This is a genomic window from Blautia sp. AF32-4BH, assembly GCF_003460565.1.
Taxonomy (GTDB): Bacteria; Bacillota; Clostridia; order Lachnospirales; family Lachnospiraceae; genus Fusicatenibacter; species Fusicatenibacter saccharivorans.
In genome coordinates this window covers 64,233-89,625 of record NZ_QTVL01000004.1, presented here as the reverse complement: position 1 = coordinate 89,625, position 25,393 = coordinate 64,233, and the positions used below count along the sequence as shown (strand labels likewise).

The following is a 25,393-nucleotide window of genomic DNA, read 5'->3' as shown; positions in this document are numbered from 1 at the left end:
GATTGCGAATATCCGCTTCGCATGTGGGAAACGAATTGTGTTCGTTACGCCATGATTTTGCGGAACAGATCCTTCAGATCTTCTACGCTTGCATCCTTCGGGTTGCCCGGTGCGCAGGCATCTGCGTGTGCGGAATCTGCAAGGAACTGCAGATCTTCTTCTTTGACTGCCTCGAGAACAGATGGGATTCCAACGTCTGCGGACAGCTTCTTAACAGCATCAATCGCTGCTTTTCTGTACTCTTCCTGAGACATTTCGTCTACACCTGTAACGCCCATGGCACGTGCGATTTCGCGGTATTTCTCACCGGTGCACTCCTGGTTGTATTCCATAACGATCGGAAGCATCATGGCACATGCAACACCGTGTGGGGTATCATAAACAGCACCAAGGGTGTGTGCCATGGAGTGAGCGATTCCAAGACCTACGTTGGAGAAGCCCATACCTGCGATGTACTGGCCAAGAGCCATTCCTTCGCGTCCCTCTTTGGTGTTTGCGACAGCACCGCGCAGAGATTTGGAGATGAGTTCGATGGCTTTGAGATGGAACATGTCAGTCATTTCCCATGCAGCTTTTGTGGTGTAACCCTCGATTGCGTGGGTCAGAGCGTCCATACCGGTAGAAGCGGTCAGTCCTTTTGGCATGGAGGACATCATATCCGGGTCAACAACTGCGATGATTGGCATATCGTGCGGGTCAACGCATACGAATTTACGTTTTCTTTCAACGTCTGTGATAACGTAGTTGATGGTAACCTCTGCAGCAGTACCGGCTGTGGTCGGAACAGCGATGATCGGTACGCATGGATTTTTGGTCGGTGCAGTGCCTTCAAGGCTTCTGACATCCTCAAACTCCGGGTTTGCGATGATGATACCGATTGCTTTGGAGGTATCCATAGAAGAACCGCCGCCGATGGCGATCAGATAGTCAGCGCCGGATGCCTTGAAAGCTTCTACGCCGTGTTTTACGTTTTCGATGGTCGGGTTTGGCTTGATATCGCTGTAAAGCTCATAGTCGAGTCCGTTTGCGGTCAGAATATCGGTTACTTTGGAAGTAACGTTGAATTTAATCAGATCCGGGTCAGAGCATACGAAAGCTTTCTTGAAGCCGTGTGCCTTTGCTTCATTTGCGATCTCGGCAATAGCGCCTGCTCCGTGATAAGAGGTTGCATTTAAATTAATACGATTTGCCATGATTGAAAAACTCCCTTCTAAAATGAATAAATGGTTTTACTGAACTTGTTATTATATTAACAAATCCGGAAGGGAAAAAGAAAGTGACAGAAGAAGCGAAGTGTAACACTTTAAAAAAAATCGCCATTGTGACAAAAACAACAGAACAAAATTTGTGAAAAATAACCAGAGAGTGTCTGAAAAACCATTTCCGCAATCTGCAAGCCCCACTTTGACACGCGCTCTAAGAGAGCAGCTGCAGATTCCGGAACAGTTTTTTTAAGTCTTCCGGCATTGCCCGGACGAGAAGAGCTGCAAACTCGGAAGGTGTCAGATCCATGCCGGTAAGCACCCATTTTACGGTCATGGTGATGGAACCCTGACAGTACATTTCGAGAAGAAAATGCATTTCCGGTGAAACCGGACTGCCGCTTTTTTCGTGAATCAGATTTTCGTAGAACGCGAGAATCAGGTCAAAATCGTGCTCACGCAGAGAATTCTGCTTGTCGTAGCGGAAGGCAGCGGCGAAAAAAGCTTTTTCTTTCTGAATATAGGTAAATTTCTTTTCCAGACTGTCAAAAACGGTCGTTCCGCGCCCCATATGTTCGAAGGATTTTGTCAGTAATTTATCAAAGTACCAGTTGATTAGATCGTATTTGTCGAGAAAATTGCGGTAGAAGGTCTGGCGGGTAACACCGCAGATTTCACAGATCTGGCGCACGGTGATCTCTTCAACGGGTGTTGTTTTCATGCACTCCTTCATGGATTCGGCAAGACGGTATTTTGTTTTTTCTCCTTTGGGAGCAGATACGGTGGAATGGATCATCCGGGTAGTTTCCTTTCGCTTCGAAAATTGTAACTATGCAGAGTTATGCATATATTATAACGCGAATCCGAAAAAATAAAAAGCCCTGAACATGTTCCGGAGATAAGATACAGGAACATATTCAGGACGATTTTGCTTATTTTCTTTTGTTTACGGCCTGACCGACACAGTAGCATACAGCGGCAACAACCATGCCGTTGATGGAAGCGATGCCCCAGTATAAGAGGTTCGCAACAATGGCACCGAGAATGACACCGGCAACCGCAAACCAGTCTACGGTTTTAAGCTTCGGCTGATCGGTTTCAAAGTCCTTTTTGTTCATGAAGTAGGCGAGCACCAGAATCATGCCGACCGGCGGCAGGGTACAATTCAGAATGTTGAGCCAGCCGCAGAAGTTGTAGTACAGCCATACGGAGGCAACCGTTCCGATGATACCGGAAAGGAGAACCATCGGTTTTTTCCTCTGATGGAAGATGTTGGCAAGACCAAGACCTGCGGTATACAGAGCGTTGTCGTTTGTAGTCCAGATATTAAGACCGAGAACGAGAACAGCCAGGTAGAACAGGTTCAGGCGGACCATAACCTCGAAGATATCGTTTCCGCCGACAAAGATCGAGGAAACGGCACCGAAGAAGAACATAAGGGAGTTTCCGATGAAGAAGGCCACAACCGTGGTGATGGCACCCGCTTTTCCGTCCTTTGCAAAACGTGCGAAGTTCGGGGTTGCGGTTCCGCCGGAAACGAAGGAGCCGATGACAAGACCGGCACCGCCGATGATAGTCAGAGATCCGCTGGATTTGGCAAACTGATCGATGATCGTTCCGTCGCCTCTCATTACGGCCATGACCATGGCGATCGTTCCGAGAATGGCAACACTTGGTACAGCGATATAGCTGACGATGGTCAGAGATTCAATACCAAAATAGGCAGAGGCGGTCATGCAGACGCCGGCAAGAAGAACAAGTCCCCACTGTGCCGCAGTGCTTCCGCCGAGCAGCTCCTTGGAAACCGGAATTGCAAACATGGCAAGACCGACACCAAACCATCCGATCTGCGTAAAGCTGGTCATGGCTGACGGCAGATAGGAACCTTTTTCGCCAAAGGCTCTCTGGGACAAAAGATCAAGTGACAGACCGGTTTTTGCACCGACGTAGCCGAGCAGACCGGTATAAATACCAAGAATGATTCCACCAAGGATCAGTGATCCCAAAAAGCCCCAGAAATCGAGGCCGTCAGCGAGCTGCTGGCCGACCCACATGCTTGCCGAGAAGAAGGTGAAGCCAAGCATGATCATAAACATGGTTACTACATTTTTCCGGGCAGAAGACGGAACCGCGCTGTCCGCGAAGTCAACATCTTTTACTTTCTTTTCTTTTTCCATAATATCTCCTGAAAACTGTGATTACGGTTCGCCGAAATTCAGCGAACCGTAAGAAATGGTTTTTTGTTACAGCATGTATTTGCGAAGTGCTGCGGTAAACTCTTCAATTCGTTCAGCCGCAATTTCTTTCAGGGTAGCATCGCCAAGGCTTGCAATATAGCCTTTTTCCTGGCGGTACAGCCATTTGGTCACACGTTCATCGATTTCTTCATAGTGATTGATGTGAATCCACTCTTCGTAGGATGCGCCAAGCGGGCAGCCGAGCTTCTCCTCGAGCAGTCTGGTGAAGTCGATCCGGTCGGCCTTCTCCAGCATTTTATTCCAGAAATCGAGAACCTCCTCGACATGCTCATGGATTTCATAGCGTCTTGCACCGCCATCGTAGATGATGCATTTTTCAAACAGAGGATCGCGCATGGAAAGCGTTTCTCTTCGGAACTCCGGTGCAATGATACCGTCTTTCCAGTAGAAATCGACATCCGGCAGATTGATTCCAGATACGCCCCTGTCCTGATAGGTGCTGAAGATTCCTTCGTAATATACGGTGATAAAGCCTTCAAACTCCGGCCAGAACTCGCGGATTTCTTTTGTGAGACGTTCCAGAATTTTGATTCCGGTTGTGCCGCCGATCGTAAAGATGATAATGTTGCGAAGGGAAGCACCGTGCTCACGGTAGAAATCGGTTACGTAGCGCAGGCAGTGGATCAGCGTTTCACCCGTTGCGATGATATCGCCGATCAGAAGTGTACTTCCCGGAACCATCGTCAGCTTGCTGTATTTGATTTCCAGCCCTGCGATTTCTTCCTCTTTAAAGACGCGCTCACTTGACAGAAAACTGATGTCATGTACACGAATGTGCTCACGGTAGCAGCTTTCCTCCAGCGGATAATTCAAAGCGCCGCGCAGGATGGAAAGGATGTTGGCTGCGGTTACCTTTCCCTGCTCTTTAAAATAATAAAGCATCTGTGAAGTAGACGGAATCAGGCAGTGATAAACCTCATATCCGACAACCTCCGGTGTGTTCAGAAGCTTTCTTGTCTCTGCTTCGGAAACGACATAGTATTCGTTCTCATAATCGCCGCCTGCGAGGCGATAGCAGTCCACGCCCTGTTCCGAAAACTCCGGCACCAGTTTTACTTCATTCCATTTTTCCATTCAAAAGTTCCTCCCGGTTTTCCCTCTTTGGTAAACATGTTATAAACTTTTAACAGTGTAAGGGGTAGCAACCTGATTGTCAAGGGAAAAGGCGAATTTACATGATTTTCTTACAGAAGAAGGGAATGCGCCGCGAGAAAAGGAATTTTACCGGGTTTTGCCTTCTCCGGAAAAGTATTCCTTTGTAAGCTCCACAACCTTGCCCGAAAGCAGGAAGAGCGCAATCAGGTTTGGGATCGCCATGAGACCGTTGAAGGTCTCGGCAATGCTCCACATCAGGCCGAGGTTTGCGGTGGCGCCAAGGATGGCAACCAGCGCATAGGCGGCCATAAAATATTTTGTGATTCTTTCGGAGAATAAAAACTCGATGCAGCGTGCACCGTAAAGTCCCCATCCGAGAATCGTGGAAAAGGCGAAGCAGCACATCGCGAACGCGGTGAGCAGCGAAACCCAGTTTCCGTATGTAAGGGTAAAACCGCTGATGGTCAGCTCTGCGCCGGCAGCCTGTCCGTAGGTGATGGAAGTACCGCTGCAGAGAATAACAAGTGCAGTTAAGGTACAAATCACGATCGTATCAGTAAATACCTCAAAGATACCGAACATACCCTGTTTGACCGGCTTTTTTGTGTCGGCACAGGCGTGCGCGATCGAACCGGTACCAAGACCTGCCTCGTTTGAGAAAATACCGCGGGACACACCTTTTTTTACACTCATAAGCATGCTTCCGACGATACCGCCTGTAACGGCGGAGGGACGGAAGGCGCCCTCAAGGATCGAAACGAAAACAGACGGAATCCGGTTGAGGTTCAGCAAAATTACACCGATGGCAAGGACAATATAAAACAGAGCCATAAACGGAACGAGCTTTTCTGTTACCTGTGCGATCCGTTTGACACCGCCGAGCAGGATCAGCGCTACGAGTGCCGCAATGATGATACCCTGAATCAGGTTGGAGGTCGGGACCGCGTCCTTTGAGATCACATGGTAATTCATCAGTGCGGAGTTGACTGCGGTTGTGATGGTGTTGACCTGCGTTGCATTTCCGGTTCCGAACACAGTCAGTACACCGAAAGCAGCGAAAAGATAGGCCAGAAAATGCCATTTTTTGCTGAGACCGTTTTTGATGTAATACATCGGTCCGCCGACGAGTTCCCCGTTGGCATTTTTCTCGTGATAGAAAACAGCCAGTGTTACCTCGGCAAATTTCGTACACATGCCGAGCAGAGCGGAAACCCACATCCAGAATACGGCACCGGGTCCGCCGATAGCGATAGCGCCGGCAACACCGGCAATATTACCGGTACCGACCGTGGCGGCAAGTGCTGTACAGACCGCCTGGAACGGTGTAATTGCGCCATCGGAAGCATCTCGTTTGCGGAACATTCTTCCGAGCGTTGTGCGGATCGCATACGGGAATTTTCGAATCTGGAGAAAACGGGTGCGCAGACTCAGGTAAAGACCGACACCGAAAATACAGATCATAGCCGGAACACCCCAGATAAAATTGTTCACGGCATTGTTGATGGTTTCAATCAGTTGGAGCATAGATACCTCTTTCTTTTTCATAAGCAGAAGCACTTTCTTGGAAGATCAGTGCTTTCATAAAGTAACACAATGCAAAAAGTATATCATCTCAGACGAGATTTGCAAGTTTTTTTCGAGAAAAAACGCGAACCCCCAAATTTTTTGCGATTCCGGAAAGATATATTTTCTCTAGCCTTATGGGTTTACCATGAGCCAGGCGGTTTTTTCCGTTTTCTTCCAGTTTTTGTGAAGGAATGCAGCGAAATATGATAGAATAGAAAAAAAACAGAAAAGAGGATTATTGCCATGTTTCAGGTAATTGATATGCACTGCGACACCATCCCGGCGCTGCAGTGGAAGGAAAAACAGGAGCATCTTGCGGATGCGGATCTTCAGATCAATCTGGATAAGCTGGAAAAGGGCGGCAGCCTCTGCCAGTGCTTTTCTTTGTTTACGTTCCTGAAGGGACTGAAAGACGAAACGCCGTTTGAGCATGTGAGAAAGCTGGCTGATCTCTGGAAATCAGAGGTGGAACGGTATCCGGACCGCATTTGTCAGATCAAAACGTATGCGGATCTGATGCAGGTACAGAAGGAAGGAAAAATAGGCGCGGTGATGACCGTCGAAGAGGGTGGTGTTTACGAGGGAAGTATTGAAAAACTGCATACGATGTACGATCTCGGCGTGCGGATTTCCACACTGACCTGGAACTTCCCGAATGAACTCGGATTCCCAAACCCGGCGCAGGAAGAGGGAAAGCCATATCTTCCGGATCTTGAAAACGGGCTGACGCCGACCGGTATTACCTTTGTCGAGGAGATGGAGCGGCTCGGCATAGTGATCGATTTATCACACTTAAATGATGCCGGAATCCGCGACGTTTTTGCACATACGAGAGGTCCGGTCATTGCATCTCATTCCAATGCGCGCGGTGCGTGCTTCCATCTGCGAAACCTTTCAGATGAAATGATTCGTCAGCTCGCAGAGCGTGGCGGCGTCACCGGTATCAATTTCTGTCCGTCGTTTCTGCGCGAGGAGCCGGCGGCGAAAAAGGCATCGACGATGGATATGGTACGCCATATGAAATATCTGCGCAACGTCGGCGGCATCGACATCATCGGCCTTGGAACCGATTTTGACGGTTTCAGTGGTGAAACGGATGTGCCGGACACCGCGCATATGCAGCATCTCGCAGATGTGATGAGCCACGACGGTTTCACCGATGAAGAGATCGAGAAGGTCTTTTCCAAGAATGTACTTCGGGTGTTTAGAGAATGCTGGAAATAAAACTACAGCTCCGGTGATGCCGCCAGAAGCTCCTTTGTATAATCATTCTGCGGATGCGCAAACAGTTCTTCCGTCTCCGCGTTCTCCACAATCCGGCCTTCTTTCATCACGAGAACCCGGTCGCACATCTGATAGATCACGTTGAGGTCATGCGAGATAAAGAGAATCGAGAGCTGAAGCTCCTCCTGAAGCTGAACCATCAGCTCCATGATCTGCTTTTGAATCGTCACATCGAGAGCGGAAACCGGTTCGTCGGCAAGGATCAGGCGTGAGCCCTGGATCAGTGCGGCCGCGATGCTGACTCTCTGGCGCTGGCCGCCGGAGAGCTCATGCGGGCGGCGTTTCAGGTGCTCTGCGGAGAGGCCGACTCTTTCGGCCATCGCAAGAACCCGTTTTTTTCGTTCTTCTTTTGGAACCTTCTGCATCCGAAGCGGCTCCTCTAAAATCCAGGAGATTTTCTTCGCAGGATTCAGGGAAGAAAATGGATCCTGGAAAATCATCTGCGGATGGTCGACCTGCGAAAATATTTCGCCTTCATCTGGGCGGATAAATCCTAAGATCACTTTGGAGAGTGTCGATTTTCCGCATCCGCTCTCTCCGACGAGACCGAGAATTTCATTTTCATGAAGCTCGAAAGAGATATCATGAAGCACCGTTTTTCTCTGCTTTCCCTCCTGATAGGAGGCAGAAATATGGCTGACTTTCAGAATGTTGTTTGGACTGATTTCTTCCATGGGTTATTCCTCCTTTTCCGCAGGCGGAGCAGCTTTTTTGTCAGAGCCTGTCGGCCATTGAGCTGTTGGAGCGATTTTGATTCGCTTTCGCAGCGATGTTCGTCGGTTCGGAATTGCATCGAGCAGGCGGCGGGTGTAGTCTTCCCTCGGGTGGAAAAAGACATCGTTTACACTGCCGGATTCCACAATCGTCCCATGATTCATGACGATGACCCGGTCACAGAGCGAACGGATGACGCCGAGGTCGTGTGAGATAAAAAGAATCGCCGTGTGATGGCGTTCATTGATTTTTTTCAGCAGCTTTAAGATCTGCGACTGAATCGTCACATCAAGAGCTGTTGTCGGCTCGTCTGCAATCAGAAGCTTCGGTTCTGTAATAAGCGCCGCAGCGATCATCACCCTCTGGCGCTGACCGCCGGAGAGCTGGTGAGGGTATTTTTTGCAAAGCTTTTCCGGGTCGGGAAGCTCGACCTCATGCATTATAGCAAGAACCTTTTCATGACGTTCTGCCGGTGTGCAGCTCTCATGAATCAGCAGTCCCTCTGCAATCTGTTCTTCGATGGCCAGAACCGGATTTAAAGAGGTCATCGGCTCCTGAAAAATCATACTGATTTCTTTTCCACGGATGCGCTGCAGATCCTGGCTGGAAGCGTGTGTAACGGAAGAACCTTCGTAAAGAATTTCTCCACCGGATACGGCGGAATTTTCCTTTAAAAGCTGCAGAATGGAGAGTGCTGTCTGCGTTTTGCCGGAACCGGATTCCCCGACAATGCCAAGCGTCTCACCTTCTTCTAAGGAAAAGGAGATGCCTTTTACCACTTCGGTCGGTGGCGTGGTATCGTAAAATGCAATTTTTAAGTCACGTACATCGAGAAGTGCCATATCAGTTACCGCCTTTCTTCTGTAATCCGTCGCCGAGGAGCGATACGCCAAGCGCCAGTAAAATGACGGCAAGACCGGGGAAAACAGAGCCCCAGGGAGCAGTCATCAGATACGTCTGGGATTCTGAGAGCATCCGTCCAAGCGAGGCATCGGGCGGCTGGACACCGATGCCGAGAAAGCTCATGCCGGCCTCGGAGAGAACGGCGTTGTTGAAACCGATTGCTGCCATCGAAAGAAGGGACGGGACCGTATTTGGCAGGATATGTACAAATATGATCCGAAGATGGGAAACACCCATCAGACGGGCACTTTTGACATAGTCCATATCTTTGCGTGCGAGAAATTCGCTTCTGGTGATACGTGCAAAGCTCGGAATGAATACGATACCGAGTGCAAGGATCACGTTGTATTTGCCGGGACCCAGCAGCGCGATAAATACCAGCGCCAGCAGGATTCCCGGAAAGGAAACAATGACATCGTTTATGCGCATCAGGATTTCGTCAATCCATCCGCCAAAATACCCGGTGAACGCACCGACAAGAACACCAATGGTTCCGCCGAGTAGCAGAGTAGCGAAAGCGACGAAGAAGGTTGTACCGGTTCCTTTTAAGACGCGGCTGAAAATATCGCGTCCAAAGTGATCGCAGCCGAACGGGTGCGACAGAGAGGGAGCAGCAAACTTGGCTGCGCCGTTCATTGCATCCGGGTCGTACGGTGTATAGAAAAAGCCGATCAGAAGAAACAGAAGCATAAAAGCGGTGAGAACAGCTCCGATGATCAGCGTGAGATTGCGTTTCTTTTTCATAATGAAAACCCTTTCCTTTGTCGTGGGCGGCTCCCCATGACCTTTCGGTCGCGGGAGCTGATGATCGAAAGCTCCCGTCAGTCTTTTACGCGGATACGCGGATCAATTCTGCCATACAGCAGATCTACCACGAAATTGATGATAATAATGAGGGCGGCGATCAGTACAAGGATGCCCTGAACCACGGGGTAATCGCGGTTGGAGATCGAAGTGATCAGAAGATTGCCCATGCCCGGAATCGAAAAAACCTGTTCCAGAATAATGCTGTTTGCTACAATATCTGCGATTGTCATGCCCCAGAAGGTCAGTACCGGAATCAGGGCGTTTTTCAGCACATGGTGATACATAACACGGCGTGTACTGTTTCCGCGGGAATAGGCGGTGCGCACATAGTCGGCATCGAGCTGCGAGAGCACAGAGCTGCGCAGCATTTTGACAGCCATGGAACAGCGCGGAAGTGCAATGGCGGCAGACGGTGCAACAAGATAACCGATAAAACCGGAAAAATTTTCAGAAATCGGCACATAGGCGCCCGGCTGAAACCATTTGAGAATCAGACCGAAAAGATACGTGATCAGAATACCGATGAAAAATCCCGGCACAGACATGATCACCTGATTGATCGTCATGATCAGCCGGTCCAGATGGCCTCCGGCGTGCTGTGCTGTGAAAATGCCGATGGGAATCGAGACAACAAGGATCATCAGGAATGCGATAACGGTGATAGCGATGGTAATCGGAACTTTATCGCGGATCAGTTCTCCGACCGGCATCGAGTACGAATACGAGGTGCCGAGATCTCCATGAAAAAAGCCGGTTACCCACGAAGCATACCGTTCCAGAACCGGCCGATCCAGGCCCATTTCCTTCTGCAGAGCCTCAATCCGCTCCGGCGTCGCCTCCGTTCCAAGCTGCGATTTTGCCGCATCTCCGGGTATGACGGAAAAGGCAAAGAACGATAAAAAGGATACAAGAAGCAGCGTAAGAAGGAGAGAGCCGAATTTCTTTGCAATGTATTTCATGAATGGAAATTCCTCCTTGTGTAATGTAGGATACTCCGGGAATTTTTCCCGGCTTATAAAAGCAGGCACAGAAAAGCTTCGGGCGTATCGGCTGAAGGTTTTCGTGCACGTCATTTTTATTGTAGACAATGCAGGTGTAAATAGCAAGATAAAATTGGAATATCTCGAATTACAGAATAACAGGAAAAGGCCTCTTGCATAACCGGTGTGGATGATGCAAAAAGCCTTTGATAAATTGCCTTCGATAAATCCCCTGTTTAGTTTTCCATTTCCCGTCCGAGATACGTTGCCGCTACCTGGAGGAGCTTTTTTTCCGTGTCGCCCGGCAGGGACTCCCTGTCTTTGCCGCAGAGAATGACCGAACCGATGGCATCACCGGAGGAGAGAATCGGAAAAATGAGCTCCGGCAGAGGAGTAGTATTGTCTGTGTTTTCCAAAATTGAAAAATAAGCCTTTTCACCGGGACGCGCAAGTACTGTTTTCCGGTTCAGAATCGCTTCCTCCAGCCGGCTGCTGATGGACTTGCCAAGATAATTTTTCTGTTCCGGCCCGTTTGCCGCTACAATCTGTTCCTGATCCGAAACACAAACGAGACATCCGGTCACCGTTGAAATCGATTTTGTAAACCCTGCTGCGCATTCCGCCAGCTCTTCGATCGGTGAGTATTTCTTCAGGATAATCTCACCCTCCCGTCCGGTATAAATTTCCATGGCCTGTCCCTCCCGGATCCGCATCGTGCGCCGGATTTCCTTGGGAACTACCACACGCCCCAGATCATCAATCCTTCGAACAATTCCCGTCGCTTTCATATGAAAAATTCCTCCTGTTTCCGCAATGTACTTTCCATAATTTGTGCTGTATGGGTAGTATGTGGAAAAACAGGTGGAATTATGCATGGAAAAAAGAAACAGTATTTCCGCTGTTTGCAGCAATTTCGGAAAAAATACAGTGGAACAGCAGTGGTTAGTCTGGTTGCTCCTTTTACAGAAGACTGCGGTCTTTTCCGAGATAGAACAAAGCGATCGTATCCGGTCCGACGTGGCTTCCGGTGCAGTAATCGTAGGAAGTATTGATAAATTCACGCACCTTCACTCTTTTCTGGATTTCTTCCATCATATAAAGAGATTCCTCATAGGCATCTGCATGTGCGATTCCGACGATCTGCTTTTCCGGTTCTTCGATCGTTTCACAGAAAAGACGAATCAGTTCATTTAAAACGGCCTTGCGTCCTCGGACATTCTTGTAGGAAACAATATAGCCATCTTCACTTCCACGCAGAATCGGTTTGATTTTCAGCATATTTCCGACCACAGCGACACTTCCCTTGATTCTTCCGGTGCGGGAAAGATATTTCAGATCGCCGACGGTGAAAATGCCGTTCATTTTGCCGACGTAGGTTTCCAGAAGATCTGCCGCTTCGTCTACGTTCATGCCCCGATCGCGCATTTCGCTGGCATAGATGGCGAGGATGCCCTGTGCAAGAGAGGCATTCAGGGAATCGACGAGGCGGATTTTACGTTTTCCGCCGTATTCCTCAAGAAGCTCCTCGGCAGCAAGTCTTGCGGAGTTATAAGTTCCGCTGATGTTTTTGCTTAAGGAAAGATAGATGACATCCTGATCTGCCTCAAGAGCGGTGCGGAACGCATCCGCAAAATTTGCGGTGCTGATCAGTCCGGTCTTGATTTCACAGCCGGTGCGCATGGCATTGTAATATTCTTTTCCTTTTGCAAGCTCCTCTTCCGGTGACAGATCCGGGTCGAAGCAGACCAGCTCTTTTCCATTCACAAGATTGACGAAAGAAACGACATGGATATCGTATTTTTTCGCAGTAACAGCAGGCAGATTTGCCGCTGAATCAACAAAAACCTGAAACATAAATAAAATTCTCCTTTGTAGTGTAAATGTCCCCCAAAATGATGTAACTTTTGATAAGCATTGTAACACATTGTATCACCAAAGAAGAGAGATTTCAATGGAAGATAGACAACATACTACAAAGGAGTGTGTCGACAAGTTGATTCCTGAAATCATCTGTTTTCGGAAGAAATTTGACCAGGTATCAATGCATAGTAATAATGACCAAAAACGGCAGACGTATTTTTAGTAAAAACGGCTTTTGAAATAAAAATAAAATCGTTTTATCTATAAATGAGCAAGTTCGTGATTTTGCATAAAAGAAAGACACCTTGATTCTTGATGTTGTATAATGAAAGTGACGAAACAAACATTTGCAACATTTACGAAAGAAGGTGCCTCTTGCAAATACTATACATCATTCTTTATTCATATACAACCAGCTTAAGCAATTAAGGATAGAGTAAACTTACTGTCAGTTGGAGAGTTGCAGAAGATTTCCTGCTATGAACTTGACCAGATTGTTTTCTCATAGTCTACTTCTCCCACAGTGTTTTGGTAGCATTTCGTATTTGCTGAAGGTACATGAAAGTGTTCTCCTGTTAAATAATATTCTGTAAGTTATTTTCTATAGATATCCGCTGATAGTAGGTATCTATGATATCCTGTAAAGTAATCGTATTCATTTTTTCTTCGGCAGCCTTTTGAATTTCATTATAAAATCCCTGCAAAGATAACTGAATGTTAATGCCAACGCCACAATCTGGATTGGTATGAGTATCTAAATGAAGCAATGGTTTATCACCTTCAACTGCTTTATAAATATCCAGCAATGTAATCTGATCGGCTGGTTTTGAAAGAGAAGGACGGGCATGTCCGGCTACACTGGTCATAAGTTCCGCTTTTTTTAGTTTTAACATAAGCTGGCGTACAAAGCCGGGATTTGTATGGACACTTTCTGCAATTGAGGCACTGGAGAGGGATTTTTCCTGGTTGATAGCAATCAGAACCATCACATGAACAGTATCACTTAATTTCGTTGAATATTTCATGATAAGAAACTCCTTGTAGTATGATATAATGATCTTGTTTTCACGTTTTTGGGATGAAAATATTTCTGGTTTGTTTAAAACATCCTAAGTTCTCAACAGTTCTTTTTAATGTGTTGATAAACTGTACATTTTTTAATGCTTTGATGATTGTAAATAATATAATTACAACTATAATGGAGATTAAAGGAAAAGTCAACACAGATACTATAAATGTTCACAAAGGAGAACTTATGGAATACAAAAATCAAACAGAAAATCGTGCATTTCAGGAAATGTTGCAGGCAGCAGTAAAACGGCTGCAAAATCGTTCCGGAGAGGAGATTGCTGCAAAAAGCGGGGCTGTTTTTCATAGCAGCCGGAATGTGCTTGAAGTACTGAGTTTTTATGAAACAATTGAAATTCAACTCCCTGAGTTTCGTATTAACTCAAACGTGGACGAATGGCATTATCTGACATTGCTGCATTATCTGGATATGGCCGATGGCACAGAAGGCTCACAGAAGCTCATTACTTTTGGTAACCTGAAAGATGGATTGATTCGGGGAACCAAGTTTGACCGGACTGCAGAGCAGAAACTGGAAAAGCTTTTGCAGGATAAAGATCCTGAGAAAATTCAGAAAGCATGTAAAAACCTAGGTGCAGAATTCACAGAAACAAAGGCGGATCTGTGTGCTGTTTTTCCAGTTCTGCCAAGATATCCGGTAACTTTAAAGATATGGTTTGCAGATGAAGAATTTCCTGCATCTGGCAAAATATTTCTTCAGGATCATGCCGATCATTATCTGAGTGTAGAAGATGCGGTAACAGTTGGAGAAATTTTGCTGCAAAAATTATCGGAAGCCTTTTCTTCTCTCTGATCATGAATCAGAAAACTTTCCAGCCCGGCTTTGATAAATTTGTCGATTACTGTCTGAATCTGTTTCCAGTCATTACAGTGATTGCGGAGCATCAGTCTGTTGATGGAAAGGCAGCCATTCATTTGAAAATAAAAAACCGATTCTGCCTGTTCAAAGGTCAGGAGGCTGTGTGACATAAGCCAGGTCACATAGCCTTCTTTTGTATTTTCTGCTATTTTTTCCAGAAGAATAGGGGCAATTGCATCATCCAGAAACAGTGCCCTGTATTGTGATTCCATCTGTATTTTCTGACAGAACGGATAGGAACAGCTTTTTTGATTTAGACAGAATAAATGATCTACCGTTGTTAACATATCCTGAGTCATATCATTAAAAATATCTGATAATACATCATGGATATCGTAGTAATGAAGATAAAAAGTGCCACGGTTGATTTCAGCATTTTTGCAGATCTCTGTAACTGTAATTTTCGTAAAACTTTTCTGATTTAACAACTCTAAGAACGTATCTTTTATGGTTTGCCTGGTATAGCGGGTACGGCGATCTTGTTTTCTCGTTTTTTCTGACATTATATACTCCTGTATTAGTTAGTATCATATAATTTCTCAACAATTTTTCTGATGTGTTGAGTAACCATACAAATCTCACAGATTGATTATTGTAATTTATATAGTAACAACTATAATGAGGTTTAAAGAAAAAGTCAACAGATTGTTCAGAATTTTAGGAGGAAAAACATGGGACATGTAATTGCAGTATCAGGAAAAGGCGGCGTAGGAAAAACAACTCTTTGTGGATTGTTGATCCAGTATTTATGTGAAAGCGGAAAACGTCCGGTCCTGGCGGTGGATGCAGATGCAAATGCAAATTTGAACGAAGTGCTCGGTGTTGAGCCGGAGGTCACACTTGGGGAGCTGAGAGAAGAAATTGAGCGGGCAGGCATAGACCCACGATATCAGATTCCCTCCGGTATGACAAAACAGGCATATCTGGAAATGCGTCTTTCTGATGCGATTGCAGAAGAAGACGATTATGATTTGATGGTAATGGGACGAACCCAGGGACAGGGCTGCTATTGTTTTGTAAATGGTCTTGTGCAGACCCAGGTTCAGAAACTGCAAAGCCATTATCCATATATTGTGGTTGATAACGAAGCGGGTATGGAACATATCAGCAGAGGAATCCTGCCAATGATGGAAGTTGCGATTCTTGTGAGTGACTGTTCCAGAAGAGGTGTTCAGGCAGCCGGACGTATTGCAAAGCTGATGAAGGAGTTAAACTTTAAACCACAGAAAACTGGATTAATCGTGAATCGTGTTCCGGATGGAAAACTGGATGCCGGAACTCTGGAAGAAATTCGAAATCAGGGACTGGAATTGTTAGGGGTTGTGCCACATGATGACCAGGTATATCAGTATGACTGTGATGGAAAGCCGATCATACAGCTTCCGAAAGATTCTCCTGTAAGAAGTGCACTGGGAGAAATTGTAAAGAAGTTGGAATTGTGAGTTGGAGGATTGAAAGTTTGAAGATTGAGTAAACAGAAATATTATCTGATTTGGCATAACTAATTGTAAAGAAAGGAAAATCTTCATGAGAAATCATTGGGCAGAAATAGAAAAATATTTAGAAGACCAGAAGATAGCGCAGGAACTAATTGGAGAACTGAGAGATTTTCACATGCGTTATGAGGTAGAGGATCAGGTAAAGGAACGGGTAGAAAAACCGGATATCCTGTTTTATGGGAAAAAGATTCTGGAAATGTCAATAGCAGCGCTTCTTCAGGGAGATAACCTGTTACTTTCCGGTGCGAAAGCTACAGGGAAAAATGTACTATGTGAGACACTGGCATGGATATTCGGAAGACCGGAATACGACATTTCTTTTCATGTAAATACAGACAGTGCCGATCTGATTGGAACGGATACCTTTATAAATAATGAGGTTCGCCTTCGGAAAGGCCCCATCTACCAATGCGCGGAATTTGGAGGATTTGGAATCCTGGACGAAATCAATATGGCAAAAAATGATGCGGTTTCTGTACTGCATGCCACACTGGATCATCGGCGCAGAATCGATATTCCAGGATATAACAGGATTTTACTTCATCCGGCAACACGATTTATCGGCACGATGAATTATGGCTACGCAGGTACCAGAGAGCTAAATGAAGCATTGGTTTCAAGGTTTATGGTAATTGATATGCCTGAAATGGATGAGGATAGTGTCCTTTTTGTATTAAGACAACATTTTCCAGATGGGGAAAAAAGTGCACTGAAAGCTTTTGCAGGACTGTTTCTGGATTTGCAGATCAAAGCTTATCATGGAGAAATCTCAACAAAATCTCTTGACCTGAGAGGATTGGTTTCTGCTGTAAAAGCAACAAAAAGCGGACTTTCTCCAATTGATGCAATCCAGATGGGAATCATAAATAAAAGTTTTGATGTATTTGAAAAAGAGATCGTAGAAGATGTGGTTTCTACCAGAATCCCATCTTCCTGGACCGGAAAAGACATATGGGGGTAAACTTGTATGGAGGATGTCAGATGGCCGGCGAAACAACTGGAAGAACATCGTCTGGAGATCAGCAATCGTATCAGAAATCTTTTTTGGACAGTCAGTGGTGATTATGATATGGAATTTGAACCGGACACAGAAAAATATGTTTATTCAAAACAAACGGTTCTATATGAGGCAGTGAAGCAGGGTGCCTTTGCACGATATTTTGATCAGAAGAAACTTGGCATGTATTTGATGAAAAAATTACATTTTTCTGCTGGAGAAGATATACTTTTGCCTCTTGCTGGATTATGCATGGATGCTGCTGTGGAGCGTTTTATCATTCGAGAACGTTTGGGAACAAAGGAAATCAGAGAACAGGCGTTCAGAGAATTGGAAAAGGCCGAGAAAGAGCAGGTATCAGACAAAGCTGGAACAGACCTGATTCACAGGATTAGGCTTCTGTATATAAGGCATGTTCTGGAGAACACAGACGATGAGGGAATGGATCCACAGGCAGAGATTGCATTGTACAAGATTCTTTCTCTGAAGGATGCGGAAAATACGGAAGATGTCATAAACGTGATAGATGAGATTTATAATCATGTTCTGGATCCCTCTTTTGAAAAAAGGAATGGAAATCTGGAGAAGATTCTGAATTTACCGGATATGGCATTAGCCAATGACGCGTGGCAGGAATGCATGACGGATGAACAGATGGAAGACATCATTCAAAAATATCTTTCTAATCTCAAAAAAAAGATGATGAGTCTGGATATCAGAAACAAAAAGAAAAAAAGATTTTATTTCTCTCCGGAAAATGAAGAAGTTCCGGAAAGCTCGGAGAATATAAATCCACAGGCAGTGCGACGGATACGGGAATATGTGGAACTGAATTACGGAAAATCGTATCTAAGTGAATCGGAGCAGGCCAGAGTCAACCGGAAATTTTGTACAGGAATCCATAAAAACTGTAACCTGTATCTTACAGATGGAATATTACAGAGCCCTGTGATTAAAAATAATCAATACCGTTTTTCTCAGCTTCAGTTTGAAAAAAATAAAGCCTATTATGGAAATAATCACTGGATCATTAAAAGAAATATTTCTGTGTTGGCAGAGTCACTGAAACGGGCCTTTATAATCCGAAAGGATGATTTTGTCAGCAGATCTGATGCAGGACAGCTTGTTCCTGAGAGATTATGGAAAATTGGAAGAACAGACGATGACAAGTTATTTAATAGAAAAAAGAGAGCAGAAGATTCTGAGTTTGTAATAGACGTCCTGATTGATTCCAGTGGTTCCCAGGCTGACAGACAGGATCAGGTAGCGGCGCAGGGATATATTATCAGTGAAGCATTAAGCCAGGCAGGAATTCCTCATCGGGTGACAGGATACTGTGCTTTCTGGGGATATACAGTACTTCAGAGATTTCGGGATTATGAAGATCCAAGGGAAACAAATGAAAGAATCTTTCAATTTCGTGCATATGCCAATAACAGAGATGGGCTTGCACTGAAAACAGTCGGTTCCTCTCTCATGGAGCGACCGGAAAAAAATAAGATTTTAATCGTATTAAGTGATGGAAAACCCTGTGATATGAGCATACAACGACCAGGAACCCGCCAGCCCAAGATCTATGACGGAGAAAAAGCTGTGAAAGATACTGCATATGAGGTACGTCGGGCCAGAAATCAGGGAATTTTCGTAATTGGTATTTTTGCAGGGAATGAAGAAGAGCTCTCCGTGGAAAAGAGAATCTATGGAAAAGACTTTGCCTATATTCGTAATATCAGCAATTTTTCCCGTATGGTAGGAACTTTTTTGCGAAGACAAATTGATATGGAATGAAAATGGAGGAATCACTATGGGTAAAATTGAATTTGCCAATTGCCAGGATGTAAGAAATCAGAAAAAGATACAGGAATTAGATTGTCCACGCTGTCATGAACCGGGAGGCATTGAAGCCTTTGTGAAAGACGGGATACTTGCAGAGGATGGAGTATGTGATAACTGCGGATATATTCTTCCAGAAGGAACAGAACTGGAGGAAGTGGAGTAAGACAGTTTGAAGTATGGTCATATGTAATGCCTATTATTTAGAAAAAAGAAAAGGAGTAAAGATAGAGATGAAAATAGCAGTTTGCGGAAAAGGTGGATGTGGAAAAAGTACAGTAACCAGTCTTTTGGCTAAGGCTTTAGCCAGACGAGGAAAAGAAATTTTGGTAATTGATTCCGATGAATCTAATTATGGTCTACACCGACAGCTGGGTATGAAGCTTCCCAGAGATTTTACAGACTATTTCGGTGGTAAGCAAAATGTTTTAAATGATATGATGTTATCAAAATTTACTCATCAGTTTTTTGAGGAAACCTGGACTATAGATGATATACCGGAAGATTATTATAGTCTGAAAGACGGTGTAAAACTGATGACCAGTGGAAAAATTCATCAGGCAAATGAAGGGTGTTCTTGTGCTATGGGAACTGTTATGACTCAATTTATCCAAAATCTCAGGCTTACAGAAGACCAATTTGCGCTAATGGATATGGAGGCTGGTATTGAACACTTTGGACGTGGAATTGATAACGGTGTAGATTTGATATTGATAATCATAGATCCATCCTATGAATCCCTACAGCTTTCCAAAAAAATCGGGGAATTATCGCAAAGTATTCGAAAACCATTTTATTACGTTCTCAATAAAGTAACAAAAGAAAATCAGGAAATGATGTATGAAGCTGTATGGAATTCAAGTCGAGTCGCTGTATCTCTTAGTGCGGATCCTGGTATTATGGGAGAGGGACTGATGGGGAAAGAACTATCAGAAAAACCAGATGCTATTGAAAACTTAACAGAATTTCTACTTTCTATTTAACAGAATAAGGAGATTTAGGTGGGTATAGGATGATACAGATTGCAATTGTGGAAGATGAAGAAATTTACGTAAAACAATTAACAGAGTATATCCGGAAATATCAAACGGAAAGGGGAAGATCAATAAAGGTTACGGTATTTGGTGATGGAGAAGATATAGATGATCAGATTAAAAAATCAAGTACAAACAAATAAGTATATTCCATCTTGGGCGTAATTTAAGTTTCGCTAAGTTTCACTCATATAGGTGTCTGTGCACAGCTCGGGAATAAATTCCCTCGCTGTCGGGCTGTCGCCCTATACATTTCCATGAAAAAGCCCTCTTTATCAAGCAAGCTTGAACGAGGGCTTTTCGCGTAAATGTGCATGACTCGTAGCGTTCACAAAATTTTCACAAAATAATTAGCACTCGTCTCTTGACAGTGCTAATAATAAGTGTTATATTACAGCTAGAACAAAGGAAGAGGGATACAAAGAGAGGAAAAGAAGAAAACCTCCGGTATCCGGAAGCCTTTCCGTTCCAAAGAAACAGGTAAACAAAAAGATCCGGTGAAAAGAAAAACCGGAGAAAAAGCATGGATCAGGTTCCATGAGAAGAATAAGAAGGAGCGATGACTTATGTTAATGCCTAGTATTTTTGGAGAAAATTTATTTGATGACTTTTTCAACGATTTTCCGTTCTATGATTATGACAAAGAGATGAAGAATACAGAAAAGAAACTGTATGGCCGCAAAGCCAGCCATGTGATGAAAACAGATATTCGCGAGCTGGCTAATGGCTACGAGGTAGTGGTTGACCTTCCGGGCTTCACAAAAGATGAAGTTCAGGCCACACTGGAAAATGGTTATCTGACCATCAGTGCAGAGAAAGGTCTTGACAAAGACGAGAAAGAAAAAGAGAACGGCCGCTACATCCGTAAAGAGCGTTACGCAGGTGCATGCAGCAGAAGCTTCTATGTAGGTGAAGATATTACCGAAGAGGATATCAAGGCTGAATTTAAACACGGTCTGCTGAAACTCTTCGTACCGAAGAAGGAAGCAAAACCGGCTGTGGAGCAGAAAAAGACAATCTCCATTGAAGGATAAAAGAAAAAAAGCAAAAGCGTTTGCCGCCCGGGAATGTTAAAATTCCCGGGCGGCAAAATTTTTATCTTTTCTGGTACATCCCGAGGGAAAGAATCCGGAATACGCGGGCGGATATACGTGATTTTCGGATTCGGAAAATAAATTGTATACAATAATGTACTTGCTATTTGGGAACAGGTCGGATACAATAGGCGTGACAATTACAAAATGAGAGAACTCGTATCAAAAGGAGAAATCATGAAGAAAAGAAGAAGCGTACTTGCGCTGCTTTTAGTTGCAGCTCTTACTGTTGTACTTGGCGGATGCCAGGATGGCAAGGATGGGAAAGCAGATTCTTCCGATACCACAAGTTCTCAGGTATCAACGGAATCAACCCCGACAGGGGAACCTGTTATGGGAGGTTCCATCACGGTAGGAATTCCTCAGGACATTGAGGATAGTCTTGACCCACACAAATCTGTTGCGGCAGGAACGAAAGAAATCCTATTCAATATTTATGAGGGCCTTGTAAAGCCCGATGAAGAAGGAAATCTGAACGATGCGGTGGCAGAGAGCCATTCGATCTCGGAGGATGGAAAGGTTTATACCTTCAAGCTCCGGAATGGTGTCAAATTCCACGATGGAACGACCGTCACTGCAGAGGATGTAAAATATTCAATCGAACGCTGTGCGGGTATCAACGGAGACGGAACGCCTCTGGTAGAGGCATTTTCCAATGTGGACAAGGTTGAAATTCCGGACGAGAGCACGATCGACATCTATTTAAAAGAGGCAGACACCGAGTTTCTTGCCTATCTGACGGTAGCGATTGTACCTGAGCATGTGGAAGATCTGGAAGCAGATCCGGTCGGAACAGGCCCGTTCCACTATGTATCACGGTCCCCGCAGGAAAACATTGTCCTTGAAAAATTCAGCGATTACTGGGATACGGAAAATCAGGCGTATCTGGACAAGGTAACATTTCGAATTGTCAAGGACAGCAATGCAGTCGTAACAAACCTGAAATCCGGTACACTGGACATGTATGCACGTCTCAGTTCCACACAGACAGCGCAGCTTGCCGAAGATTCCGATTTTACGATTTATGACGGCGGTATGAACCTGGTACAGGCGCTGTATCTGAACAATGCCGTGGAACCGCTCAACAATGTGAAGGTGCGCCAGGCGCTGTGCTATGCGGCAAACCGCCAGGAAGTGCTGGATATGATTGCGGACGGAAAAGGAACGATCATCGGAAGCAGCATGTTCCCGGCATTTGGAAAATATTATGTGCCGGAACTGTCAGAGCGATATAATCAGGATATTGAGAAGGCAAAAGAACTGTTAAAAGAAGCCGGATACCCAGATGGATTTGAGCTTACGATTACAGTGCCGAACAATTATCAGCAGCATATCGATACAGCCCAGGTTCTGGTAGAGCAGCTTAAAGCGATCGGTGTTACTGCCAAAATTCAGCAGGTCGAGTGGGACAGCTGGCTGTCGGATGTATATGCAGACCGGAAGTTCCAGTCCACGGTTGTCGGCGTTGATGCGGCATATCTGACCGGACGCGCGTTGCTGGAACGGTTTACCTCAACATCATCCAAGAACTTTATCAACTACAGCAACGAAGAGTATGATAAACTGTATCAGCAGGTTAAGACCAGCACGGATGAAGAGGAGCAGGTTGAGATTTACAAAAAAATGGAAACACTGCTCTGTGACGATGCGGCAAACCTGTATATCGAGGATATGGCATGTGAGGTTGCACTTCGGAGCGATTTTGCGGGCTATCGGTTCTATCCGCTGTATGTGCAGGATATGGCGAAAATTTATAAAGTAAAATAGTAGCTATTCCGTTACGGCTCGCTGGGTACCGGTGGGCGGTAACGCTATTTCAGGCAGGAAAAAGAAAAACTCTCATTCGATTGTCAAATCTGCCTGAAAAGAGATAAAATCTGAAAAAACAGAGAAAAAGCGGCGCAGAATTGCTGAAAAGAAGCAGTCTGCGTTGCTTTTTCTCTCTGTCGATAGAATCTCCGAAAATATGTTAGGCTTGACTTTTTTTTCAACACTGCCTACTATAGAAAAAGACAGAAAAAACATAAGGGCTTCGCGGCGATGCGTGAGGCCCTTTTTATCTAAGCTAATGTTTCTGAATGTATTGTGGAAAGAAGGGGAACCCATGACAGATTTTCTGGTAAGATGTTTTGTAAAAGAGTATGAGAACACTGACAATGCGGATGTGCGGACGAGATATGGTATTTTATCCAGTATGGTAGGAATCTGCTGCAATGTATTGCTGTTTGCCGCCAAGCTGCTGATCGGTGTTGGGATGCATTCTCTGGCGATCATGGCGGATGCGTTCAATAACCTTTCCGATGCGGCATCTTCGGTCATCAGCTTTGTTGGTGTCAAGATGGCAAACAAACCGGCCGACAAAGAGCATCCGTTCGGGCATGGACGGATCGAGTATATTGCAGCGCTGATCGTTTCGTTTCTGGTTATTGAAGTCGGCTTTACGTTTTTAAAGAGCTCCCTGGAGAAAATTCGCAATCCGGAAGAGATCACATTTCAGATGGTTCCGTTTTTGATTCTGGTGCTCTCGGTTGGTGTAAAGCTGTGGATGGCGCTTTTCAACCGAAAACTGGGAAACCGCATTCAGTCGAAGGTGATGCTGGCAACGTCGGCGGATTCCATGGGCGACGTGATCACGACGAGCGCAACGATCGCTTCTATATTGATCTGCCATTTCCTTTCGGTTAATATCGACGCAATCGCAGGACTTGTTGTGGCGGTACTCGTTATGTGGTCCGGTATTTCCATTGCAAAAGATACATTGGAACCGCTGATCGGGCAGGGCGCGGATCCGGATCTGTATGCACGGATCATGAAAGAGGTTGCTTCCTATGAAGGAATTGTAGGAACCCATGATCTGATTGTCCACAACTACGGGCCTGGCAGAAGTATGGCATCGATCCATGCGGAGGTGCCGCGAGATGTCGATATCGAGGTATCGCATGATATTATCGACCGCATTGAACATGAGGTCGGCAAAAAATTGGGGATTCTGCTGGTCATCCACATGGATCCGGTGGAGATCCACGATGCGACGGTTCTTGCGACAAAGGAGAAGGTAAGAAACGTAATTTCCATTCTCGATCCGGAGCTTTCCTTCCACGATTTCCGTATGATCAACGGGGCGGAGAAAAAGAAGCTGATTTTTGATCTTGAAATCCCGTATTCTTATAAGAAGAAAGACTGTGATCGCGTGATCGGGCAGATCGGGGCGCTGATGAAGGAAATGGATGAGAAGTATGAATGCGTCGTCAACATCGACAAAAAATACGTGGCGGGAGAGTGACAACGGCCGGGTTGAGCCGTCAAATCCCTTCCAAAATGTTCCAAAAGTCAGTTTTTTGAAAAAAATAAAAAAATTTCAAAAAAGGTGTTGACTTTTCTCTTGCGATAGTGTATTATACATTTTGTCGCAAGGCAATGGGCTATCGCCAAACGGTAAGGCAACGGACTCTGACTCCGTCAGTTCCTGGTTCGAATCCAGGTAGCCCAGCTCATTAAAAGGTCTCAGGTCTCGTACCTGAGGCCTTTTTCGATGCTCAAAAACAAATACAGCAGGAGGAACGAAACGATGAAGTATTCCTTTACGAGCAGAATCCGCTACAGCGAAATCGGTGAGGACGGAAATCTCACCCTGCCGGGGCTGATCAATTACTTTCAGGACTGCAGTACCTTCCAGTCGGAAGCGATCGGCGAGGGCGTTGCGGAGCTCAAAAAACGAGGCTGCGCCTGGGTGCTGTCCGCGTGGCAGATTCATGTGCGCCGCTATCCATCCCTTGGTGAAGCGGTAAAAATCACTACATGGGCGAGCGGCTTCAAAGGATTTCTTGGCATGCGTAACTTCACGATGGAAACAGAAGACGGCGAAATGCTCGCCTGTGCCAACTCCATCTGGTCTTACGTCAATATGGAAACGGGTCATCCCGTCCGTGCACCGAAAGAGACGACAGACGCCTATGGCATTGACGATCCGATCGACGAGGATTTCGGCGAGCGCAAAGTGAAAATGCCGGAAGCAGATTTCATCGGCGAACCGTTCCCGGTGCGGCCGCACAACCTCGATACGAACCACCACGTCAACAACGCACAGTTCATTTCCCTTGCCGGTGAATGCCTTCCGAAGAACTTCACCGTGCGCCGGATGCGCGCCGAATACAAACAGCAGGCGCACCTCGGCGATGTCCTGCATCCGTTGCGCGCTGAGACGGAAAACGGCTGTTTTATCTCGCTGAACGATGAAAAAGGACAGCCATACGTAGTTGTGGAATTTCAATGATTGTGGTACAATCGGAAAGAATAAGATACGAACGTAATAAACACAA

General features: G+C 45.5%; 24 protein-coding genes and 1 tRNA gene. 13 read left to right on the top strand and 12 right to left on the bottom strand.

Annotated features, from left to right (window positions below):
- Positions 1 to 44 precede the first annotated feature (44 nt).
- The 5 genes from fucO to DWZ44_RS06620 all read right to left on the bottom strand — a co-directional run bounded on the left by fucO (position 45) and on the right by DWZ44_RS06620 (position 6,079).
- On the bottom strand, positions 45 to 1,193 hold the full coding sequence (gene fucO, locus DWZ44_RS06640) for a lactaldehyde reductase (RefSeq protein ID WP_055226239.1): 1,149 nt from the start codon (positions 1,191 to 1,193) through the stop codon (positions 45 to 47).
- 223 nt (positions 1,194 to 1,416) lie between these two features.
- Positions 1,417 to 1,998, bottom strand: a complete 582-nt coding sequence (locus DWZ44_RS06635; protein WP_022462686.1) for a TetR/AcrR family transcriptional regulator C-terminal domain-containing protein — start codon at positions 1,996 to 1,998, stop codon at positions 1,417 to 1,419.
- 136 nt (positions 1,999 to 2,134) lie between these two features.
- Positions 2,135 to 3,379 (bottom strand): cytosine permease, encoded by a 1,245-nt coding sequence (codB, locus tag DWZ44_RS06630; protein WP_117804458.1) that lies wholly within the window; start codon positions 3,377 to 3,379, stop codon positions 2,135 to 2,137.
- Positions 3,380 to 3,445: 66 nt separating this feature from the next.
- Positions 3,446 to 4,534 carry a phosphoribosyltransferase gene (locus tag DWZ44_RS06625; RefSeq protein WP_117804457.1) on the bottom strand — a complete coding sequence of 363 codons (1,089 nt, stop codon included), beginning with the start codon at positions 4,532 to 4,534 and terminating at the stop codon, positions 3,446 to 3,448.
- A gap of 147 nt (positions 4,535 to 4,681) precedes the next feature.
- Positions 4,682 to 6,079: an alanine/glycine:cation symporter family protein gene (locus DWZ44_RS06620; protein WP_117510041.1), complete on the bottom strand. Its 1,398-nt coding sequence runs from the start codon at positions 6,077 to 6,079 to the stop codon at positions 4,682 to 4,684.
- Between the two features lie 285 nt (positions 6,080 to 6,364).
- On the opposite strand from DWZ44_RS06620, the gene DWZ44_RS06615 reads away from it, so the two are divergent.
- Positions 6,365 to 7,345 (top strand): dipeptidase, encoded by a 981-nt coding sequence (locus tag DWZ44_RS06615; RefSeq protein WP_117804456.1) that lies wholly within the window; start codon positions 6,365 to 6,367, stop codon positions 7,343 to 7,345.
- Between the two features lie 2 nt (positions 7,346 to 7,347).
- Here the strand turns inward: DWZ44_RS06615 and DWZ44_RS06610 are convergent, their stop codons facing one another.
- From DWZ44_RS06610 to DWZ44_RS06575, 7 genes are all read right to left on the bottom strand, one after another.
- The gene (locus DWZ44_RS06610) at positions 7,348 to 8,079 is read right to left on the bottom strand and encodes an ABC transporter ATP-binding protein (RefSeq protein WP_117804455.1); all 732 of its coding nucleotides are present in this window, start codon (positions 8,077 to 8,079) and stop codon (positions 7,348 to 7,350) included.
- A 3-nt stretch (positions 8,080 to 8,082) separates the two neighbouring features.
- Positions 8,083 to 8,961 carry an ATP-binding cassette domain-containing protein gene (locus DWZ44_RS06605; RefSeq protein WP_117804454.1) on the bottom strand — a complete coding sequence of 293 codons (879 nt, stop codon included), beginning with the start codon at positions 8,959 to 8,961 and terminating at the stop codon, positions 8,083 to 8,085.
- 1 nt (position 8,962) lies between these two features.
- Positions 8,963 to 9,766 (bottom strand): ABC transporter permease, encoded by an 804-nt coding sequence (locus DWZ44_RS06600; RefSeq protein WP_022462692.1) that lies wholly within the window; start codon positions 9,764 to 9,766, stop codon positions 8,963 to 8,965.
- 77 nt (positions 9,767 to 9,843) lie between these two features.
- Positions 9,844 to 10,788, bottom strand: coding sequence for an ABC transporter permease (locus DWZ44_RS06595; protein ID WP_022462693.1), 945 nt, complete (start codon positions 10,786 to 10,788; stop codon positions 9,844 to 9,846).
- A gap of 257 nt (positions 10,789 to 11,045) precedes the next feature.
- Positions 11,046 to 11,597, bottom strand: a complete 552-nt coding sequence (locus DWZ44_RS06585; protein WP_055221761.1) for a stage V sporulation T C-terminal domain-containing protein — start codon at positions 11,595 to 11,597, stop codon at positions 11,046 to 11,048.
- 172 nt (positions 11,598 to 11,769) lie between these two features.
- On the bottom strand, positions 11,770 to 12,663 hold the full coding sequence (locus DWZ44_RS06580; protein ID WP_117804453.1) for a DegV family protein: 894 nt from the start codon (positions 12,661 to 12,663) through the stop codon (positions 11,770 to 11,772).
- Positions 12,664 to 13,244: 581 nt separating this feature from the next.
- Positions 13,245 to 13,694, bottom strand: coding sequence for an Rrf2 family transcriptional regulator (locus DWZ44_RS06575; protein ID WP_055221751.1), 450 nt, complete (start codon positions 13,692 to 13,694; stop codon positions 13,245 to 13,247).
- 230 nt (positions 13,695 to 13,924) lie between these two features.
- Here DWZ44_RS06575 and DWZ44_RS06570 point away from each other — a divergent pair, with 230 nt between their 5' ends.
- The 12 genes from DWZ44_RS06570 to DWZ44_RS06505 all read left to right on the top strand — a co-directional run bounded on the left by DWZ44_RS06570 (position 13,925) and on the right by DWZ44_RS06505 (position 25,347).
- Positions 13,925 to 14,551: a DUF3786 domain-containing protein gene (locus tag DWZ44_RS06570; RefSeq protein WP_055226247.1), complete on the top strand. Its 627-nt coding sequence runs from the start codon at positions 13,925 to 13,927 to the stop codon at positions 14,549 to 14,551.
- Between the two features lie 737 nt (positions 14,552 to 15,288).
- On the top strand, positions 15,289 to 16,059 hold the full coding sequence (locus tag DWZ44_RS06560; protein ID WP_117804452.1) for an ATP-binding protein: 771 nt from the start codon (positions 15,289 to 15,291) through the stop codon (positions 16,057 to 16,059).
- An 85-nt stretch (positions 16,060 to 16,144) separates the two neighbouring features.
- Entirely contained in the window at positions 16,145 to 17,077 is a 933-nt protein-coding gene (locus DWZ44_RS06555) for an AAA family ATPase (protein WP_117804451.1), read from the top strand.
- A gap of 6 nt (positions 17,078 to 17,083) precedes the next feature.
- The gene (locus DWZ44_RS06550) at positions 17,084 to 18,901 is read left to right on the top strand and encodes a cobaltochelatase CobT-related protein (protein WP_117804450.1); all 1,818 of its coding nucleotides are present in this window, start codon (positions 17,084 to 17,086) and stop codon (positions 18,899 to 18,901) included.
- Between the two features lie 16 nt (positions 18,902 to 18,917).
- The gene (locus DWZ44_RS06545; protein ID WP_015542178.1) at positions 18,918 to 19,112 is read left to right on the top strand and encodes a hypothetical protein; all 195 of its coding nucleotides are present in this window, start codon (positions 18,918 to 18,920) and stop codon (positions 19,110 to 19,112) included.
- Between the two features lie 67 nt (positions 19,113 to 19,179).
- Positions 19,180 to 19,929, top strand: a complete 750-nt coding sequence (locus DWZ44_RS06540) for an ATP-binding protein (protein WP_117804560.1) — start codon at positions 19,180 to 19,182, stop codon at positions 19,927 to 19,929.
- A gap of 29 nt (positions 19,930 to 19,958) precedes the next feature.
- Positions 19,959 to 20,123 carry a hypothetical protein gene (locus DWZ44_RS06535; RefSeq protein WP_238061730.1) on the top strand — a complete coding sequence of 55 codons (165 nt, stop codon included), beginning with the start codon at positions 19,959 to 19,961 and terminating at the stop codon, positions 20,121 to 20,123.
- Positions 20,124 to 20,546: 423 nt separating this feature from the next.
- On the top strand, positions 20,547 to 21,014 hold the full coding sequence (locus DWZ44_RS06530; protein ID WP_117804449.1) for an Hsp20/alpha crystallin family protein: 468 nt from the start codon (positions 20,547 to 20,549) through the stop codon (positions 21,012 to 21,014).
- 237 nt (positions 21,015 to 21,251) lie between these two features.
- Positions 21,252 to 22,841 carry an ABC transporter substrate-binding protein gene (locus DWZ44_RS06525; protein WP_117510054.1) on the top strand — a complete coding sequence of 530 codons (1,590 nt, stop codon included), beginning with the start codon at positions 21,252 to 21,254 and terminating at the stop codon, positions 22,839 to 22,841.
- A gap of 337 nt (positions 22,842 to 23,178) precedes the next feature.
- Positions 23,179 to 24,357 carry a cation diffusion facilitator family transporter gene (locus DWZ44_RS06515; RefSeq protein WP_117510056.1) on the top strand — a complete coding sequence of 393 codons (1,179 nt, stop codon included), beginning with the start codon at positions 23,179 to 23,181 and terminating at the stop codon, positions 24,355 to 24,357.
- Between the two features lie 135 nt (positions 24,358 to 24,492).
- Positions 24,493 to 24,564: transfer RNA gene (locus tag DWZ44_RS06510), tRNA-Gln, on the top strand.
- Positions 24,565 to 24,642: 78 nt separating this feature from the next.
- A complete protein-coding gene (locus tag DWZ44_RS06505; protein ID WP_055267769.1) occupies positions 24,643 to 25,347 on the top strand; it encodes an acyl-[acyl-carrier-protein] thioesterase in 705 nt (234 codons plus the stop codon).
- Positions 25,348 to 25,393 lie beyond the last annotated feature (46 nt).